The organism is Caulobacter sp. CCUG 60055, assembly GCF_022750545.1.
Classification (GTDB): Bacteria; Pseudomonadota; Alphaproteobacteria; order Caulobacterales; family Caulobacteraceae; genus PUIC01.
Map to the genome: position 1 here is coordinate 316,877 of NZ_PUIC01000001.1, position 17,903 is coordinate 334,779.

Below are 17,903 nucleotides of genomic sequence, written 5' to 3' on the forward strand. Positions count from 1 at the left end.
GACCCGGCCGGCGCCGTTCAGGCGTGGGCCGGGTCGACGTCCGCCGTCAGGTTGATGGTCAACACCCGGCAAACCCCGGGGCTGGCGGCGATGTAGGCGTGGCCCATGGTGCTGTCGAAATAGATCGAGTCGCCTTCCTCCAGCCGGGTCGGGGCGTAGTACTCGGTGTGAAGGTCGACCGAGCCCTTGAGCACGATGGCGAACTCCTCGCCCGGGTGGCGGGCCAGTTCGCCGAACTCCTCGATCGACCGGGCCCGCAGGTCGGCGACGACCGGGACGAACTGCTTCCGCAAAAGGTCGGCGGCTGGATAGAGGTGGAAATAGTTGTCCGTGGTGATGCTGGCGCCTTCGCCGGCGCGGGTGATGCTGCGCCGCCCGGCTCCGCCGCCGCCGCTGCTCGGCGCCGCCTGGTTGGGCGCGGCCGAGAACAGGTCGGCGAGGTCGAGCCCCAGTCCCCGGCTGATCTTGACCAGCTTGTCGTAGGTCAGGGCGACCTTGTTGTTCTCGATCTTGGACAGCAGCGGCACCGCCAGCCCGGTCCTCTGCGACACCTCGGCCAGGGTCCAGTCGCGCTCGCGGCGGACGGCGCGCAGCGTGGCGCCCATGTTCGCGGAGGCGGCGACGTCGGCCGGGGGCTTGGTTCGGGAGCGGGAGGATACGGTCTTCATGGATCGATTCAGGGCCTTTCTTCCGTGTCAGCCTAGTCCGCCGGGGTGGTCAAGGGACCGGCGGCGGTCCGGACGGCCTGCCGCCGGGCCTCGGCCCGACGATCCGCCGTCCGGGCGGCGAACAAGAACAGCGCGATCCCGGCGACGACGGCCGGGACGATGACGGTGACCAGGGCGGGCCCGAGAGCCTGCTCGCTATGATAGAGCCGGTCGGTGGCCAGCGCGACAAGCGTGGGGGCGAGGCCGAGGCCGAGAAAGCCGCCGAAGAAATAGACCAGCGACACGCCGAAGGCCCGCAGGCGGCTGGGCAGCAGGTCCTGGAGCACGGTGGCGAAGGTCAGTTCGGCGGTGAGCAGGGCGAGGCCGAGCACGGCGGAGCCTGCGACCGTGACGCCGACGAGCTTGCCGAGCAGCAGCAGCACGGCCGGCAGGGCCACGAGCAGGGGCAGGGCCGGCGCGGCCAGCCGGCGGGCGTCGGTTCCCCGCCGGGCCATGGCGGCGATCCGCACCGCCGCCAGCGGGGCGACCAGGCCGACGCCGATGGCGACCGCCCCGAACAGGTTCGCCGCTCCCGGCGCGTCCATTCCGAGGGAGCGGATGAACAGGGTCGGCGTCCACGACAGCTGCGCCCAGTCGGCGATCATGACGAAGGCGATGGCGGCGTAGCCGAGGACCAGGGCCGGCAGGTTGAGGCGCGCGCCGGCGCCGGCGCCGTCGTCCTCAGGGCGCGAGGCGGCGTCGTCGCGTCGGCGCTGCGGGCGGCCCAGGACCAGCAGGAGCAGCAGGGCGATCAGGAAGGCGGGCGCTCCGGCCAGCACCAGCGTCATCCGCCAGGGCGCCAGAGCGGTCAGTCCGAGCGCGTGGACGAGGCGCAGCAGCTCGCCGCCGATGAGCAGCCCGGCGCCGGGGCCGACCCCCACGCCGACGAACAGCATGGCGGTCGGGGCCGCCCGCCGCTCGGCCGGGAAGAGGTCCGAGATCAGGGCCAGGGCCGACGGCAGCAGCGCCGCTTCGCCGAACCCGATCAGCGCCCGCGCCGCGGCGAGGCCGCCGTAGCTGGACGCCAGGCCGCCGGCGATGGTGGCCGCCCCCCAGACGACCATGCCGCCGACCAGCACCGCGCGGCGCGACACCCGGTCGCTGAGCCAGGCCAGCGGCGGGCTGGCGCAGGCGTAGACCAGGGCGAAGGCCGCGCCTTGCAGCAGGCTGAACTGGGTGTCGCTGAGGCCGAGGTCCTGGCGGATCGGCTGCACCAGCAGGTTCAGGATCAGGCGGTCCGTATAGGACAGCAGCACCGCCGCCGTGAGCAGGACCGCCGCCGTCCAGGCGGCGAGATCGGGCTTGGCGCCGCCGTGGGCCGCTTGGTCGCGCTGCATGTTCGTGCCTCCCCGGAGCGCGCGTCCCGCCGGCGGGACGGCGACGCGCCGCCAAATAGTTATAGATATTTTCTTCTAAGGAAATATTTTTTGCATTCAGGCGTCGGCGCGAGGGGCGGCGACCCGGGGCCAGTAGCGCAGCGGGCGTCTTTGGAACGGGATCGCCCGGGCGTCGGTGACCAGCGACCCCGGGCCGGCGATCGACAGAATGCGGCTGGCGACGGGGGCGTAGCCGGCGCGGAAGTGGTTGAAGGACTTGACCACGACCAGCCGCTGGCCGGCGACGTCCAGACCCAGCTCGGCGAACATGGCCGGATCGAGCGCCTGCATCCGCAGCGAGGTGAGCAGGACATGCACGCCGGCGCCGTCGATCTCGACCAGGGCCGAGGCGCCGTAACGGGCGGCGTCGCCCCACAGGCCGGGGGTCTTGAGGTCCTCGCTCAGGCCCTTGACCGTGATCTCCAGGTCGACCGGCGCGCCGGAATGGACCCCGCACTTGCCGCCCACCCGCAGGGGCAGCCGCGCCCCGAGGCCGGCGGCGCGGCAGATCGCGACGGCCATCGGGTCCCACAACGGCCCCAGCGCCGCGTCCCGCACCCCGCGCTCGATCAGTCGCCGCAGGACATAGGTCGAATCGCCGGGGGCGCCGCCGCCGGTGTTGTCGGCGGCGTCGGCGACGACGACCGGTCCGGCCGGCGAGGCGAGAGCCTGGTCGAGCGCCTCGTCAAGGCCGAGGCCGGCGTCCTCGGTGTCCTCGCGGATCTCCCACAGGGCGTCGGCGAGTTCCTCGGCCATGCGCGCGGCCGCGCCGGCGTCGCCGTCGGCGTAGACCAGCATCCTGGCGCCGTTGTCGGGCACGTCGCCCCAGGGAAAGCCGTGGATGAAGCTGACCGAGACGGCCTGGCCGCGCTCAAGGTCGAGGCAGCGGCCGACCAGGCCGCGGACGCTGTCGCGCTGGGTGAAGTAGTTGCCGACCATGCGGCAGTCGTGGACGGCGGGGCGCGGGTCGATCCGGCCGTCCACGACGTCGATCATCAGCCGGTAGAGGTCGGCCGCCCGCTCCTGGATGTCGGTGTGAGGGTATTCCTTGTAGGCGATCAGCAGGTCGGCGCCCGCGACCATGGCCTCGCTGAGGTGGGCGTGCGGGTCGAGCTCGACCCCGATGCGGACCCGGGGACCAAGGGCTCGTCGCAGATGGGCCAGCAGGTCGCCCTCGCAGTCGTCATAGCCGTCGGCGACCATGGCGCCGTGGAGGTGCAGCAGGCACAGATCGAACGGGCCGCGCGCGACCGCGTCGCGGACGATCTCGTCGCGCAGGGTCTCGTAGACGCTCCTGGCCGTCAGTCCGGCTGGAGCGGCGAAGGCGATGACGCTGTGGACGAACTCGTGGCCGTCCCGTTCGGCCAGGTCCTTCCACAACAGGGCGGGCCCCGCCCACAGCGACGGCTGCAGCGGCGCGTCGGCGCGCTGGAGGCCGAAGGCCTCGAACTCCGCCCAGCCGGTGGGCAGGGGCGAGAAGGTGTTGGTCTCGGTGGCGAGACCGGCCGTGAAGATGCGCATGGGGCCGCCTTGATTCGAGCCGCAGTCAGGAACGCGAAGCGTCGGCGTCGCGACGGCGCGGCATGCTGACCACGCCCTGCGCCAGAAGCTGCACGCCGCCGCGCAAGGTGTACATGCCGTCGTCGACATCGACGTGGAGGACCGCGCCGCTGGGCTGCCTGACCCTCAAGGGGCGGCTGTCGGCGCCGGAGGCGTGCAGCGCGACGGCGCCCGAGCCGCACGAGGTCTCCATCACCGTGGTGCCGGAGGCGACGACGTGGACCAGCGGGGTCAGGCGCGCCTCGTCGGGCGCTTCCGGGCGATAGCGCATCAGGCCGAACGCCTCGGCGCGCTCTCCCGCGGCGATCGCTTCGGCCATCAGCGTCGACAGGCGCTCGGCGTCGGCGGCCGGATCGCTGGGCGAATCCCCGGCCGCCTCGACGAAGTGCACGATGCCGGGCAGCCGGACCGTCGCCAGGTCCGGGGACGGGCGGCGCACATGCGGTCGAAGCGGCAGGCGGACGACGACCTCGGCGTCGTGCGCGTCTCCTCGCGCCGCCGCCGTGACCTCGACCATCGATTCGGCGCCGCTGGTCTCGACCAGGAAGGGCGTGGCGGCCGCCTCGTCGGACCCGTCGAGCCCCAGCAGCAGGCCGTAGGCCCTCAGCGCGTTCAGGCACAGCTCGCCGCCCATCATCACCATGCGGCCTTGCGCGTCGGGCGAGCGCGGCGTCTCGATGAAGCCGACCTGTTCGCCGCCCAGATAGGGCTCGCTCATCAGGGCCGCGCCGAGAAATCCGTACTGTTCCGGGCTGATCAGGCGCTCGCGATTGTCGATCAGGATCGTCGGATTGCCCTCCGGAAAGAGCTTGTGGAAGGGAAGGCGGGTCATGGCGGTTCCGGTTCACGCGTCGACGGGACCGACCCTCGGTCGCGTCGTCAGGCTCGAATGCATATCGAGACGTGAAAAATTGGCAATATATTTTCTGAATGAGAAAATTTATTGACGCGAGCTTCAGCGTGTGCGCGCCATAGGGGGAAGCTTGAACGTCGCGCCAAGAACGCGAGAGGGGAAACACAATGCACCACCGTCACGGGCGCGCGCGCCTGGTTCGCACCGGCTCATACTTGGTTCTGGCCGCGGCGGCGCTGCTCGCCGCGCCGCCGGCGGGCGCCGAGGAGGCGGCCCCGAAGGCCGCCGGGGCGGCGGCTCCGGCCAGCGTGGAGGAGGTGGTGGTGACCAGCCGGCGCATGTTCCTCAGCGCCGACACCAGCGGCGCGACCAACCTGCCCATTCCGATCGAAAAGGTGCCGCAGTCGATCAGCCTGGTCAGCGCCGACTTCCTCGACGTCGCCGACCTGAAGACGCTGGGCCAGGTGGCGGACTACACGCCAGGCGCCATCCAGGCGGGGAACCCCGAGGGTTTCGCCTCGGTCGTCAAACTGCGCGGCTTCGCCGCGGGCAAGTCGATCGACGGGCTGAACATCTCGACCGGCAGCTATGAGCACGACTACGCGATCTACGACCGCATGGAGTTCGTCAAAGGACCGTCCTCGGTGATCTACGGCGTCTCCAGTCCAGGCGGCCTGGTGAATTTCGTCACCAAGGGCGCCGGCGCCAGCACGCCCGACTACGTGTCCGCCCAGATCGGCAGCTGGAGCAACTACCGGCTGGAGGGGCAGGCGGCTCGCGCCCTCGATTCCGAAGGGCGGACGCGAGCGATCGTCAACCTGGTCCGCGACGCCGGCGACGGCTTCATCAACAAGACCGAGCACGAAGTCACCTCGATCTACGGCGGCCTCGACACCGTGCTGACCGACACGGTCACCGCCTACGCCCACGGCGGCTACGTGCACAACGTCCGCACCGCCTTCGACGGCATCCCGACCCTGCCCGACGGCTCCCCGGCGCCGGTGTCGCGCTCGTTCTTCATCGGCAGCCCCGACGCCAAGCTGACCACCGACGTCTATTATCTGAGCAGCGGGGTGAACTGGCGCGCGACGCCCATGCTCGACGTCAACCTGAAGGCCAACTATCAGGATACGCGTTCGGACGGCCTCGCCCCGTACGCCCTGGCCCTGCAGCCGAACGGCGATCTGCTGATGACCGCCCAGGCCTACAAGCGCCACGACACCCGCGACATCGGCCTGTCGGCCACCTCGGTCTACCGGCTGGACGATCTGGGCCTGACCGGCAGCTTCGTCTCGCTGGCGGCGCTCTATCAGGAAACCCAGTTGCGCGATCAGCAACAGCCTTACCTGTTCAACGGTCAGGTGGCGGCGCGCGGCAACATCTTCGCCGGTGAAGACGCCCTGTCCCGGCTGTTCGAAAGCGGAGTCTACGGGACGCCCGACCCGCTCAATCAGAACACCACCCGCACCCTGACCCTGTCGGGCCAGTCGGTGATCAAGCTGACGGACAAGCTGTCGGCGCTGGTGGGGGCTTCGTGGTCGCGGCCGAGAGCCGTCGTCGCCGTCGGCAGCGTGGAGACCAAGTACAACTTCGAATCCCAGACCAGCTACCGCGTCGGCCTGACCTACGAGGTCACGCCGCAGACCAACGCCTATCTGTCCTTCAGCCAGTCGTTCAATCCGCAGCAATTCCAGGACGTCAACGGCGCGGTGCTGCCGCCGCTGATCGGCGAGCAGTACGAGGCCGGGGTGAAGTACCGCACGGCGAACGGCCGTCTGCTGCTGTCGGGCGCGGTCTACCAGATCACCCAGGAGAACGAGGCTCAGTACGCCGCCACCGTCAATAACTTCGACCGTTTCCGCGCCTTGGGCGAAGTCAGGCACCGCGGCGTCGAACTACAGGCGCTGGGCCGCTTGACGCCGCAATGGGAGATCAGCGCCGGCTACGCCTATCTCGACGCCGAGGTCACCCGCGACGCCAACCAGGCCATCGTCGGAGCGCAGCGCCTGTTCCTGCCGGAGCATACCGCCAGCCTGTTCACCACCTACGCCTTCGACGGCGGCCGGCTCGACGGCTGGTCCTTCGGCGGCGGCGGCCGCTATGTCAGCGCCGAGCGAACCTCTTACGACCGCTCGACCCGCGACATTCCTGGCTATTTCCTGGTCGACGCCGTGGTCAGCTACCGGATCGACGACGTGACCGTGCAGCTCAATGTCCGGAATTTGTTCGACAAGCGCTACTTCACCAACAACTACAATACGCTGGTGTATGGCAACACGCCGGGAGAGCCGACCAATGTCAGCCTGTCGGTGAAGTGGGCCTTCGGGCCGAGGAAGTCGAGCCGGTGAATCTCAGCGCCGGCGAGGGAGGGGGCGTGATGCGGAGCTTGCGGACCTGGCTGGCGCGGGTCGCCGCCGTGGCGGCCCTCGCCGGGGCGTGGGCGGGGGCGGCTTTGGCCGAACCCGCCGACGGCGCGGCGCGGCTGGACCGGGCCTTCGAGGCCATCGAGCGGCAGATGGCGCGCTCGCCGTCTCCGGGCCTGGTGGTGGCGGTCTCCGACCGCGCCCGCACGCTCAAGGTGATGGCTCGCGGCTACGCCGACCTCAAGGCCGGCAAGCCGATGACGCCGCAAGCGCTGTTCCCGATCGGATCGCTGTCGAAGTCGTTCACGGCGGCGGCGTTGATGGCCGACTACGACGAAGGCCGGTTCGATCCCAACCGTCCTTTCCAGGCCTATCTGCCCTGGTTCTCCCTTCAGTCGAAGACCGAGGCGGTGACCGGGGCGCGGCTGATGTCGCACACCGCCGGCCTGCCCTATTACCGGCCAGACCTGGCCTCGGCGCCCTATGCGGCCTACGCCATGCGCGAGGTCGAGCCCGCCTATGAGCCTGGCGCGCGCTTCTGGTATTCGAACATCGGCTACCAGGTCCTGGGCTACGCCCTGGAGCGCATCGACGGCCAGCCCTATCCCGACATCGTCGCCCGCCGGCTGTTCCGGCCGCTGGGCATGGCGGCCAGCGCGGCGGCGGTCGACGACGCGCTGCGGGCGCGGCTGCCGGTTAGCTACGCCTCGGCGGCCGGGGGCGGCTATGTCGAGCAGCCCTGGTTCGAATACACCTCGGCGGACGGCTCCATCGTCTCGACGGCCGACGATCTGGAAGCCTACGCCAGGATGGTCCTGAACAAGGGGGCGGGCCCGGCCGGGCGGATATTGTCGCCCCGCGCCTTCGCCCTGATGACCACGCCGGTTCTCGACGGCTACGCCTTCGGCTGGATGGTCCGCCAGGAGGCGGGCGGGACCGTGGTCAGCCATCCCGGCGGCATCGCCGGCTTCTCCAGCCTGCTCGAAGCCCACATGGACGACGGCTTCGCCCTGGTGATCCTGCGCAACGGCGGCGAGGACCCGGCCTTCGACCGCTGGGCGGCGGCGGCCGTCAGGGCGGCGCTGCGCGGCGAGCCCCAGCCCGATCCGCCTGCGCCGCCCGCGCCGATGGATGTCGCGCCCTTCGCCGGCCGCTATGTCGCCGAGACTGGCGAGGCGGCGACCTTCGCGGCGGCGGACGGGGCGCTCCTGCTGAAACAGGGCGGAAGGGAAACCCGCCTGACGCCGGCTGGTCCCGACCGCTTCGTCCCGACCGGCGCGGTCGGGGCGGTCGCGCCCTATGTCTTCACCCGAGGCGACGGCGGCGTGACCGAGGTCCGCCACGGCGGCGAGTGGTTCGCGTCGGATCGCTACAGCGGCCCGCGGGCCTTCCAGACCCCCAAGGCCTACGCGGCCTATGTCGGCCGTTACGTGAACCACAATCCAGAGCTGACCGGCGTGCGCATCTTCACCCGCAAGGGGCGGCTGATGCTCAGCATGGAATCCTGGGTGCGCAACGGCACGGAGGACGGGATGGAGCTGGTCGAGGCCGCGCCGGGAACATTCCGCCTGGCCCAGCCGGACTACAGCCCCGAGCGCTACCGCTTCGACACCGTCGTGGACGGCCGCGCCCTGCGCATGACCCTGTCGGGCATGCCGCTCTACCGCGTGGAGGACGGCGTCACTTCGGGCCGCTGACGGCGGCGGCCCGTTCCTTGGCGATGCGCGCGTCGAGGACGGCTTCATACTTGTCGGCGTAGGTCCGGCAGGCCGCCGGATCGATGAAGGGGTTGGGCGAGCGGCTCTCGGCCAGCCGCCTCAGCTTGTCGTCGACGCCGGAATGGTCCGGGTGCGCCGAGATCAGCACGTCGCATGGCAGGGCGGCGAAGGCGCGGATGGACCGGCGATAGGCCGCGGTCAGGTCGCCGTGCCGGGAATCGGCCAGGAAATGGAAACCCTCGGCCGACACCGGGTTGAGGCTGGCGGCGAAGACCATGTCCAGGCACCGGCCGCCCTCGCAGGACTTCCAGGTCCAGCTGGTGCTGCCCGGCGTGTGGCCGGGCGTGAAGCGGGCGGTGACGGCCACGCCGCCCAGGCGCAGGACCTCGCCGTCGCGGACCTCCCTGATCTTGGCGATCGCCGGGAAGCCGGCGATGTCCCCGGCCTGGGGGTCGTCTGCGACCACGCGTCCCGCGCGCAGCGCCGCCGCCGACGCCGGGCTGGCGACCACGGTTGCGCCGCTGTCGCGCGCCAGGGCCGCCACGCCGCCGGCGTGGTCGTAGTGCGCCTCGGTGTTGAGGATGTAGCGGATGTCCTCGACGCGGAAGCCCAGGCTCCTGACGTGCGCCTCCACCGCCGCCGCCGACTGCGGCAGCGCGCCGTCGATCAGGATCAGACCCTCGGCGGTTTGGATCAGCACGAGGCTCAGCCCGCCGAAACCGACATAGTAGCTGTCGCCATAGATGCGCGCCGGCGCCTGCGGCCGCAGCCATTTCTCGGCGAAGGGGGTTTCGATGGGCCGGGTCAACAGATCGGGCGAGGCCGCCCCGGCGGCGGACGCCGCCAGCGTCGTGGCGAGCAAAAGGCCGGCGCCGGCGAAGCGCCGCGCCGGACTGCGGCGAAGGCGGTCGAACACTGTGAAACTCCTTGCATGAGGCGAAGGCCGGCGGCGCGCGAGCGCCCGGTCAGGACGGCGCGCCGAAAACCCCGAGGCGCGGCGTGGCTTCCAGGTCGAAACTCGGCTGGCCGTATCTGGAGCTTAACGCGGCCTGGAGCGCCGCAAAATGGCCGGCTCCATACACGACGCCGACCTCGCTGTACTCGGCCATCAGCCCGTCGATAAGGGTCAGCAGCCGCCGATTGATGTATCGCGTCTCGCTTCGAGCCACGCTGGCCGTGATGTCGTCGCCGCAGGGACTGCCGCGTGTCGACAGCAGCGGGTCTTCCAGGGGCCAGACGTGGAAGGTCCGCCGATACCAGGCTGCGGCGTCGAACTGTCGGACGCCGAGCAGTCCGCCAATTCTCCGCAGGGTGCTCTCCTGGATTTCGGGGATGAGGGCGGAGACCGGCCTCGGGTCCTTCATGATTACGTAGCCCCTCAGGTCGCGAAAGACGTAGGCGCCCAGGACATCCTCGGCGGCGACGCCGTCGGCGCGATGCTGTTTCAGCAGTTCGGCGCCGCCGGGCTGGCCGCCGATCACGCCGAGTCGAGCCCGGTCCGCCGCGCTCGCGGCGTAGATCATTTCACTATCGAACCGGCCTTGCCGGCGTTGCCGCCTCGCCTCGTCGAGCAGGGCGGGCGGATTGAAGCCGTCTGCGGTGGGGACGCCTTAGAGCACCATGACCTTTGGGGCGTAGATCGAAATCATCTCGTCGATCTTCGCGAAGGTCGGATGGCTGCTGCCCTGCGCATGGGCGCTGGCCACGAAGCAAAGCGTGCCGGCGTTGCGTTGCACCGAAAGGAAAGGCGGTCTGCGCGGCATGGGCGTTCGGCAGGGATCGTCCGGCCCGACGGTCGCGCCGTCGGCCATGGCCAATCCCGGCCACGCCAGTGCGGCGACGGCGACGCTGCGCCGGGTGGGGCCGACCCCCGGGTTCCGTTCCACCCACCGTAGTCGTCGGATCATGACCGCCTCGGTTGCAGGCCTTGTTGCTCAATTCAGAGGCGATCCAGCAGTGTCGTCAAGCGCCGCATGGCGCGCGTCTAACGTGCGGCGTCGCCGGCCTTGACCGCGTAGGGCAGGGCGTCCTGGACAAGGTGGACCAGGACGCGGCCTGGTTCTTCGCCATACATCATATGGGCGGAGTTCTCGAACCAGACGAAGCGCTTGCCCGGCGCCTGGACCTGGTCGAACCAGCGCTTCACCGGCTCTGACGGCGTGGTGTAGTCGTGGCGGCCGGCGAAGATCACCACGGGACAGCCGAGGCGCTTCAAGCCGTCGAAATTCACCGCCGCCATCTGCGGCAGCAGCCTAGGAAACGAAAGGCCGCTGCCCTGGTCGATGGCCTTGAAGTCGGCCTCGGAATAGTCGGGCGAGATCCTTTCGGCGTTCTCCCAGTAGTCGTAGCTGCTGCGGCCGTAGGTCAGGCCGCCGAAACGCACCGACCATTTGCGCTCGGTGTCGATCTTCTCCAGCGGGATGGTCCCGTCATGCTCCGGGTAAGGCGCGATGGCGGCGAGCTCCTTGATCGCCTGGGCGTCGCCGGCCTTGCGCGCCTGGTCCGTCACCCAGGCGTAGTTGATGCGCTCGGCCTCGCGCATGTTGATGATCTGTCCGGCGCCGATATAGGCGTAGAGCAGGTCGGGCCGCCGTTCGGCCAGCTTCAGCCCGACCACGGTGCCCCACGAGTGGGCCATGACGAAAATCTTCGGCTTGGCGTAGGTCTTGCGCAGATAGTTGGTCAGGTCCTCGGCGTCCTGGACGATCCGCTCGGCGCGCAGCGTCGGCGCCGCCTTCTGGGGGTCGTTCAGCAGGTAGGTCTTGCCGGCGCCGCGCTGATCCCATTCGACGACGGTGAAGTAGTCCGTCAACGGAGCTTCATACAGATAGCGGGCCGGCAGGTCCGGCGCGGCCGGGCCGCCGTGGATCATCAGCAGGATGGGATTGCGCCGGTCGCGGCCGCGCACGGTGATCCACTGGCGGACCCCGCCGATCTCCACGGCCCTGGCCTCGTCGATTCCGTTCGGCGAGACGACCTTGCCGAATTCGGCGAGGATCGCGCGCGGGTCCGCAGGCGGGGCGGCTTGGGCCGACGCCGGCGCGGCGGTCGTCAGGGCCAGGGCGCAGATCAGGCCCGGGACGATCGGTTTCATGGGAGCCCCTCTCTCTTTCAGCCTGAAGCCTAGGACGCCGCCGGTCGTCCGTGCACGTTAAATTGCGCTAACGCCGCCCCGGGGAGCGCCGGCATCCCCCCGATGCTTCCCGCCCGGAGTCTAGGTCTGAAAGGGCCTCGGCCGACGGCCCGAAAGCAAGTTGGGAGGCGTGGCCATGAGATTTGTCGCAGCCGTTATGGCGGGCGTCGTGTTGAGCGCCGCGAGCGCGGCGTCGGCGTTCACCCCGGGCGGCGCGTTCACCGCGACCGGACCGCTCACCATCCTCAAGGGGCCGCTCGCGCTGCAGTGCAACGCGTCCGCTCAGATCGTCGGCGTTCCCGGCGCCGGCGGCACGGTGGTCTCTGTGACCTTCTCGGGAACGCCCGCCTGTTCGGCCACGGGGCCGACGGGCTTGCCCTGGCCGATCACGCCGACCTCGACGACGGCGGCGACCCTGAGTTCGGTCGGCATCGGCGGCTGCGGCGCCGGAACGCTGAACGCCGGCTGGAGCAATACGCCGCCAGGAAGCTTCTCGCTCAGCCCGCAACCTCTGGGCGGCTGCACGGTGTCGGGTTCGCTTTCGGTCTCGCCGCCGCAGACCTTGCCCTAGCCGCCGGCGGCCGGCGCCATCTCCTGGCCCGGCCGGTACATGCGCTCCGGCTTGACGCCGGCCGACTGGCCGCCGTCGATCGGCAGCACCGCGCCGGTCACGAAGCTGCTGGCGTCCGACGCCAGCCACAGCACCGCGCGCGCCACCTCGTCGGCCAGGCCGATGCGGCGCATGGGCGTGGCCTTGGCCGCCTGGCTGCGGGCCGCTTCGCCCGCCGCTTCCAGGTGGTGCGTGAGGATGGGGCCGGGGGCCAGGGCGTTCACGCGGACGCCGCGGTCGGCGTAGTCGAGGGCCGCGACCTTGGTCAGAGCGATGACAGCCGCCTTGCCCGCCACATAGCCGGCCAGGTTGGCCACGCCCTGCGCCCCCGCCAGCGAGGCCATGTTGACGATAGAGCCTCCGCCGGAAGCGAGCATGGCCGGTATCTGAAGCTTCATGCCGAGGAACGTCCCCCGGGCGTTGGTCCGCAGGGCGCGGTCGAAGTCCTCGACGGCCATGTCGGCCAGGGGCTTTGGCTGGGTCCCGTCGGTGGCGTTGTTGAAGGCGAGGTCGAGGCGACCGTACCGGTCGAGGACGTGATCGACGAGGCGGGTCATCGACGTCTCGTCGCCGACGTCCACGGTGAAGCTGTTGGCTTCGAACCCTTCGGCCCGAAGCGGGCCGACCACGGCGTCGAGCGCGGCGGCGTCGCGGGCCGCCGCCATCACCCTGGCTCCCGCCTCGGCCAGAACCCTGGCCGTTACCGCGCCGATGCCGCGGCTGGCTCCGATCAGCAGGGCCGTTCTCCCGGCGAGTTCACCAGGGACGCCGGCGTTCGTCGCGGCCGCGGTTGTCGATAGGATCGGCATGGTCGGCGATTCCAGATTGGCGATAAATTGAATATACTATCTGTATAATAAATTGGAAGGGACGGGATGACCCCACGCCGCTATGTGAGCTCTGTGCGCGCCGCCGCCGCCGAGAAGAAGCGCGCCGAGGTGGTGCAGGCGGCTCGCGACCTGCTCGGCGCCGGGGGCGGGGCCGGGGCGTTCTCGCTCGAGGCCGCGGCCCGTCAGGCCGGCGTCACCCGCCTGACGGTGTACAATCAGTTCGGCTCGCGGCGGGGGCTGCTGGAGGCGGTGTTCGACGATTGCGCCCGGCGCGCGGGTCTGGAGCGCATCCGCGAGGCCATGGCGACCCCCGACGCGCTGGCGGGGCTGGACCGTCTGGTCGAGATTTTCTGCGAGTTCTGGAGCGACGCCGCCGTCATCGCTCTGCAGGACGCCGCCCTGCTCGACGCCGAGTTGAGCCAGGCGCTCGAGGCCCGCGGCGAGCGCCGGCGCAGGGCGGTGGCGACGCTGGCCGACCGCATCGCCCCCGGCGCCGGCGCCGAGGCGCGGCGGGACGCGGTCGATCTGGTCTTCGGCCTGACCAGCGCCGGCATGTTCCGCACGCTGCGCCAGGGCCGGTCGCCGCAGGCGACGGCCGAAATCCTCAAGTCCGCCTGCCGGCGGGCGATGGTCGGCCTGATCCCGGCCGGAGGCTGAGCGGGCGGCTCAGGCGGGCGTCGCGCCCGCCTTGCCGTTCTCGACCGCCCAGCGACGCAGGGTGGCGACGGACGCCTTGGGGTCGCGCACGTCGGAGATCGCCTGGTAGCGGGCGTCGATCCCGGCGGCGGTGATGTCGAGCGTCATGTAGCCGCGCGAGCGGCTGTCGAAGAACTTCACCTGCGGATTGTCGGGCATGACCGCGCTCAGCGCCTCATGGCTCGGGCCGGTCGAGGTGATGGATGTGCCGACGAACTCGGTGGCCACGGTCGGCGAGCCGGGGTCGCGGCTGTCGAGCTTGACGTCGTTGGTCCAGAACGAGTGGTAGTCGCCGCTGAGGACGACCGGATTGCGCGGCTTCAACTGCGACAGGGCGCGGGTGAGGCGGTCGCGGGCGGCGGGAAAGCCGTCCCAGGTGTCGGTCCAATAGGTGTCGTCGCCGCCCGGGCGGGCGAAGCGCAGGCCGGCCATCACCAGATCCTGGCCCAGGATGTTCCATTGCGCCGAGGCTCGCGCCAGGCCGTCATAGAGCCAGCGCTCCTGGTCGAAGCCGAGGAAGGTCCGCGACGGATCGAGCCGGTCCGGGCAGGCCCCGTCGGCGACGATACGGCCCTTGCCGCCCTCGGGGCCGCCGGGGCAGGGCTGGCGCGACCGGTACTGGCGTCCGTCCAGCATGAAGAACTCGGCCAGGGCGCCATACCGCACCTGCTTGTAGATCGGCATCTCGCCGGCGGCCGACAGCCGCGTGCGGCGGATGGGCATGGCCTCGTAGAAGGCCTGGTAGGCGGCGGCCCGGCGGCGAAGGAAGTCGCGGGGCGAGGTCGCGGCGACCTTGGACCAGATCCCCGAATAGTCGTCCTGCACCTCGTGGTCGTCCCAGACGGCCAGGCACGGCGCGGCGGCGTGCAGGCGCTGCAGGTGGGCGTCGGTGCGGTGCAGGGCGTAGCGGTTGCGGTAGCCGGCGAGGGTGGTGGCCTCCTCCAGGCCGTAGGCGCGCACCTTCTGGTCGGCGCGGTCGGGGCCGAGGCTGTATTCATAGATGTAGTCGCCCAGGAACAGGGTCAGGTCCGGGCCCTCGTCGGCCATGTGGCCGTAGGCGGTGAAGTAGCCGCGCTCCCAGTGCGAGCAGGACGCCACGGCCAGCCGCAGCCGATCCGCCTGGGCGTTCGGCGCCGGGGTGGTGCGCGACAGGCCGGCCGGGCTTTGCTGGCCGAGGGCGGTGAAGCGGTACCAGTACGGGCGGCCAGGCCTGAGGCCGGCGGCCTCGACATGGACAGCGTGGGCCTCCTCGGCGACGGCCGTGGCCTCGCCGGCGGCGACGATGCGGCGGAACCCTTCGTCGGCGGCGATCTCCCAACGCACGGGGACCGGCGCGGACAGGCCGCCCTGGCCGTCGGCGGCGAAGGGATCGACCGCCAGGCGGGTCCAGATGACGAAGCCGTCCGGCGCGGGGTCGCCGCTGGCCACGCCGAGGGGAAAGGCGTAGGCGCCGCCGGCCCTGGCGCGGCCAAAGGCGAGGACGGCCGGCGCGGCGACGAGGCCGGCGACCAGGCTTCTGCGGGTGAAGGGGGCGGCTGGGCGCATCGGAGGGCCTGCTTCGGGATCGATCTGTGAAGGAGAAAGGGAGCGGAGCGGCCTGCGCCGTTCCGCTCCCCGTGGGCCCGTGGGGTTCAGCGAGGGGATCCGCCGAACCCACAACAGGAAGCGGGCCCGGTTCGAAGGATCAGAGGGTCACCTTGAGGCGCACGCCGACGGTGCGGCCCACGTGCGGCGAGGTGGTCGGCCGGGCCGAGCCGTTGAAGCCGTTGCGGGTCTCTTCGTAGTACTGGTTGAAGATGTTGCGGCCCCAGAGGCCCACCGACCAGCGGCCGCTTTCCGGCCCCATGCTCAGATTGGCGTTCCACAGCCAGTAGGCCGGGATGATCGAGCTGGAGCTCGTCGAATAGAGCTCGTCGCGATAGTTGTAGTTGGTCTCGGCGCGCCAGACATAGCCCAGCTGGCCCCATTCGTAGCTGACCGCCCCGCCGTAGTTCATGCGCGGGAAGGCCAGCCGCTCGCCGGAGCGGTCGTTGGTGACGATCACTGTCCAGGGGCCTTCCGGCGGGTTGGCCTTGTCGGTCGCCGCGCCGTCGATGGCGTTGTACTCGTCGTACTTGCCGGTCTTGTAGCCGAGGTTCTGGGTGATGTTCAGGCCGCGCAGGGGCGTCCAGGCCATCTCGATCTCGCCGCCGTAGATGTGCGACTTGGGCACGTTGGTGATCTTGCCCAGGCGGCCGGTGTCGCGGCTGTATTCCAGCCCCTGCACCTGCTGGTTCTTGTAGTCGTAGTAGAACAGCGCGCCGTTGAAGCGCAGGCGGCGGTTGAAGAACTCGGACTTCACGCCGGTCTCGTAGGCGATCACCGCCTCCGGCTTGAACGGCGTGGCGGAGGTGGCGTTGTAGGTGGTGAAGCCGCCCGATTTCACGCCGCGCGAGATGTTGGCGTAGAGCAGCACGTCGTCGGCGAGTTTGTATTCCGCGCCGATCTTGCCCGAGATCTGCGACATGCCGGTCTCATAGGTGCGGAGCGCCGGGACCGGGTCGCCCATGCGGTAGGTGCCGGCGCTGGTCAGGGTGCGGCGCTCGTGCTCGTAGCGCAGGCCGCCGATCAGGGTCAGCCGGTCGGTCAGCCGGAACGTGTTGTGGGTGAACACCCCCTGGGCCTCGACGCTCTGGTGGTAGCCGGTGTTGATGATCTGCGCGACGCCGCGAAACTGGGTGTAGAAGCCGCCGTCGTTCTGCTCGTCGGCGACGTGGGCGCCGACCATCCAGTTGAGCCGCTGGTCGCCCTTGGAGTTCAGGCGCAGCTCCTGCGAGCGCACGGTGATCTTATTGTAGAACAGGACGTCTGACTCGTAATACTTGGTGCCGTCCCAGTCGTTGTATTCCTTGCGCCGGAAGGTCTCGTAGGCGCTGATCGAGGTCAGGTCGGCCCAGCCGAGATCGGCCTTGACCCGGGCGTTGAAGTTCGACCCCTCGTTGTCGCGGAACGGCTTGGCGTCGGTCGAGACGCCGGCGATGGCCGCCATCTGCGGCGAGATGCGCCAGCCGGTGATGCGCCAGGCGGTGTCGGCGGGGATGACCGGGCCGTTGAGCACGTTGTACGGCCCTAGCAGGCGGAAGCCGAGGCCGTCGGACTGGTCGCGCACGTACTCGCCGGTCAGGTCGACGGTGATGCGGTCGGTGGCGTCCCAGCTCAGCCGGCCGCGCAGGGCGGTCTTGTCGAGGTCGCCCAGCTTCTCGCCGGTGTCGCGGTTGTATTGCCAGGCGCCGCCCTGTTCGGTGATCGCGGCGAAGCGGCCGCGCAGGCCCTTGGCCAGCGGGCCCGAGACATAGCCTTCCAGCTTGGCGCCGTCGTAGGAGCCGTACTCGGCGCTCAGGCCGGCGCGGAAGTCTTCCGTCGGGGCGTTGGTGATGATGTTGACCGCGCCGCCCGTGGTGTTGCGGCCGTAGAGCGTGCCCTGCGGGCCGCGCAGCACCTCCATGCGGGCGACGTCCAGCAGCGCGCCCTGGGTGGTGACGGTGTAGGGGTGGGCCACCTCGTCGACATAGATGCCGACGGTCGAGGCGTTGTTGCTGGAGTATTCGCGCGCGCCGATGCCGCGGATGCGGAACTGCGGCTGGCCGCCGCCGAACTGGCTGTCGACCTCCATGTTGGGCACGGCGTTCTCGAGGTCGTTGACGATCGATATGGCCTTTTCGTCGAGCTGGTCGCCGCCGACGACGCTGAGCGAGGCGCCGACCGATTGGCTCGACTGAGCCCGTCGCTGGGCGGTGACGACGATGTCCTCCAGAACGGTGGCTTCGCCCGCGGCCGCGGTCCGGGCGGGGGCGTCCTCGGCGTGGGCCGCAGGCGCGGCCGCCAGGAGCAGCGCCAGGCTGGAGGCGGTGAGGAGCAGGTCTCGGGTCATGGCGTGGTTCTCGGTCAGGGCGCGCAGGGGCGCAGGATCGGTCGCGCCGCGCCGCCCTCGGGGCGACGTCGGCGAGCGGCTGCCGACCGCGCGCCATGCGTGGACGAGCCGAGCGCCCGCGCCCGCCGGGGCCTCCCCGGCGCGCCT

Annotated in this window: 15 protein-coding genes; 4 read left to right on the top strand and 11 right to left on the bottom strand. The window is 70.5% G+C overall.

The genetic code is table 11. The features are described from left to right. Window positions 1-17 precede the first annotated feature (17 nt). The 4 genes from C5708_RS01445 to C5708_RS01460 all read right to left on the bottom strand — a co-directional run bounded on the left by C5708_RS01445 (window position 18) and on the right by C5708_RS01460 (window position 4,475). Window positions 18-668 carry an XRE family transcriptional regulator gene (locus tag C5708_RS01445; protein WP_242917062.1) on the bottom strand — a complete coding sequence of 217 codons (651 nt, stop codon included), beginning with the start codon at window positions 666-668 and terminating at the stop codon, window positions 18-20. Between the two features lie 32 nt (window positions 669-700). After that, complete coding sequence (locus tag C5708_RS01450; protein WP_242917064.1) at window positions 701-2,044, bottom strand: MFS transporter; 1,344 nt, start codon at window positions 2,042-2,044, stop codon at window positions 701-703. A gap of 96 nt (window positions 2,045-2,140) precedes the next feature. Then, a complete protein-coding gene (locus tag C5708_RS01455; RefSeq protein WP_242917066.1) occupies window positions 2,141-3,604 on the bottom strand; it encodes a M81 family metallopeptidase in 1,464 nt (487 codons plus the stop codon). A gap of 25 nt (window positions 3,605-3,629) precedes the next feature. Further along, entirely contained in the window at window positions 3,630-4,475 is an 846-nt protein-coding gene (locus C5708_RS01460; RefSeq protein WP_242917068.1) for a hypothetical protein, read from the bottom strand. Between the two features lie 188 nt (window positions 4,476-4,663). Here C5708_RS01460 and C5708_RS01465 point away from each other — a divergent pair, with 188 nt between their 5' ends. Further along, on the top strand, window positions 4,664-6,844 hold the full coding sequence (locus tag C5708_RS01465; protein WP_242917069.1) for a TonB-dependent siderophore receptor: 2,181 nt from the start codon (window positions 4,664-4,666) through the stop codon (window positions 6,842-6,844). Between the two features lie 29 nt (window positions 6,845-6,873). Next, window positions 6,874-8,556 carry a serine hydrolase domain-containing protein gene (locus C5708_RS01470; protein ID WP_242917071.1) on the top strand — a complete coding sequence of 561 codons (1,683 nt, stop codon included), beginning with the start codon at window positions 6,874-6,876 and terminating at the stop codon, window positions 8,554-8,556. Here C5708_RS01470 and bla read toward each other — a convergent pair. The 4 genes from bla to C5708_RS01490 form a co-directional block, all read right to left on the bottom strand. Continuing rightward, a complete protein-coding gene (bla, locus tag C5708_RS01475; protein WP_242917073.1) occupies window positions 8,540-9,493 on the bottom strand; it encodes a subclass B3 metallo-beta-lactamase in 954 nt (317 codons plus the stop codon). The two genes, C5708_RS01470 and bla, sit on opposite strands and share 17 nt — an antisense overlap. Before the next feature lie 49 nt (window positions 9,494-9,542). Beyond that, entirely contained in the window at window positions 9,543-10,100 is a 558-nt protein-coding gene (locus tag C5708_RS01480; protein ID WP_242917074.1) for a hypothetical protein, read from the bottom strand. 87 nt (window positions 10,101-10,187) lie between these two features. Further along, window positions 10,188-10,388: a hypothetical protein gene (locus C5708_RS01485; protein ID WP_242917076.1), complete on the bottom strand. Its 201-nt coding sequence runs from the start codon at window positions 10,386-10,388 to the stop codon at window positions 10,188-10,190. Between the two features lie 173 nt (window positions 10,389-10,561). Continuing rightward, on the bottom strand, window positions 10,562-11,671 hold the full coding sequence (locus C5708_RS01490; protein WP_242917078.1) for an alpha/beta hydrolase: 1,110 nt from the start codon (window positions 11,669-11,671) through the stop codon (window positions 10,562-10,564). A 208-nt stretch (window positions 11,672-11,879) separates the two neighbouring features. On the opposite strand from C5708_RS01490, the gene C5708_RS01495 reads away from it, so the two are divergent. Continuing rightward, window positions 11,880-12,281 carry a hypothetical protein gene (locus C5708_RS01495; protein WP_242917080.1) on the top strand — a complete coding sequence of 134 codons (402 nt, stop codon included), beginning with the start codon at window positions 11,880-11,882 and terminating at the stop codon, window positions 12,279-12,281. Here C5708_RS01495 and C5708_RS01500 read toward each other — a convergent pair. Continuing rightward, window positions 12,278-13,129 carry an SDR family NAD(P)-dependent oxidoreductase gene (locus tag C5708_RS01500; protein ID WP_242917082.1) on the bottom strand — a complete coding sequence of 284 codons (852 nt, stop codon included), beginning with the start codon at window positions 13,127-13,129 and terminating at the stop codon, window positions 12,278-12,280. The genes C5708_RS01495 and C5708_RS01500 overlap by 4 nt on opposite strands. A 66-nt stretch (window positions 13,130-13,195) precedes the next feature. On the opposite strand from C5708_RS01500, the gene C5708_RS01505 reads away from it, so the two are divergent. Further along, on the top strand, window positions 13,196-13,807 hold the full coding sequence (locus C5708_RS01505) for a TetR/AcrR family transcriptional regulator (RefSeq protein WP_242917084.1): 612 nt from the start codon (window positions 13,196-13,198) through the stop codon (window positions 13,805-13,807). A gap of 9 nt (window positions 13,808-13,816) precedes the next feature. Here the strand turns inward: C5708_RS01505 and C5708_RS01510 are convergent, their stop codons facing one another. Together C5708_RS01510 and C5708_RS01515 are read right to left on the bottom strand one after the other, a co-directional pair. After that, window positions 13,817-15,391 (bottom strand): alkaline phosphatase D family protein, encoded by a 1,575-nt coding sequence (locus C5708_RS01510; protein WP_242917086.1) that lies wholly within the window; start codon window positions 15,389-15,391, stop codon window positions 13,817-13,819. A 139-nt stretch (window positions 15,392-15,530) separates the two neighbouring features. Next, a complete protein-coding gene (locus tag C5708_RS01515; protein WP_242917088.1) occupies window positions 15,531-17,756 on the bottom strand; it encodes a TonB-dependent receptor in 2,226 nt (741 codons plus the stop codon). Window positions 17,757-17,903 lie beyond the last annotated feature (147 nt).

Coding starts and splice junctions, on each gene's coding strand:
- C5708_RS01465 (WP_242917069.1), top strand. CDS start 4,664: ATGCACCACCGTCACGGGCGCGCGCGCCTGGTTCGCACCGGCTCATAC.
- C5708_RS01455 (WP_242917066.1), bottom strand. CDS start 3,604: ATGCGCATCTTCACGGCCGGTCTCGCCACCGAGACCAACACCTTCTCG.
- C5708_RS01490 (WP_242917078.1), bottom strand. CDS start 11,671: ATGAAACCGATCGTCCCGGGCCTGATCTGCGCCCTGGCCCTGACGACC.
- C5708_RS01500 (WP_242917082.1), bottom strand. CDS start 13,129: ATGCCGATCCTATCGACAACCGCGGCCGCGACGAACGCCGGCGTCCCT.
- C5708_RS01505 (WP_242917084.1), top strand. CDS start 13,196: ATGACCCCACGCCGCTATGTGAGCTCTGTGCGCGCCGCCGCCGCCGAG.
- C5708_RS01515 (WP_242917088.1), bottom strand. CDS start 17,756: ATGACCCGAGACCTGCTCCTCACCGCCTCCAGCCTGGCGCTGCTCCTG.
- C5708_RS01470 (WP_242917071.1), top strand. CDS start 6,874: ATGCGGAGCTTGCGGACCTGGCTGGCGCGGGTCGCCGCCGTGGCGGCC.
- C5708_RS01460 (WP_242917068.1), bottom strand. CDS start 4,475: ATGACCCGCCTTCCCTTCCACAAGCTCTTTCCGGAGGGCAATCCGACG.
- C5708_RS01485 (WP_242917076.1), bottom strand. CDS start 10,388: ATGGCCGACGGCGCGACCGTCGGGCCGGACGATCCCTGCCGAACGCCC.
- C5708_RS01480 (WP_242917074.1), bottom strand. CDS start 10,100: ATGATCTACGCCGCGAGCGCGGCGGACCGGGCTCGACTCGGCGTGATC.
- C5708_RS01510 (WP_242917086.1), bottom strand. CDS start 15,391: ATGCGCCCAGCCGCCCCCTTCACCCGCAGAAGCCTGGTCGCCGGCCTC.
- C5708_RS01445 (WP_242917062.1), bottom strand. CDS start 668: ATGAAGACCGTATCCTCCCGCTCCCGAACCAAGCCCCCGGCCGACGTC.
- C5708_RS01450 (WP_242917064.1), bottom strand. CDS start 2,044: ATGCAGCGCGACCAAGCGGCCCACGGCGGCGCCAAGCCCGATCTCGCC.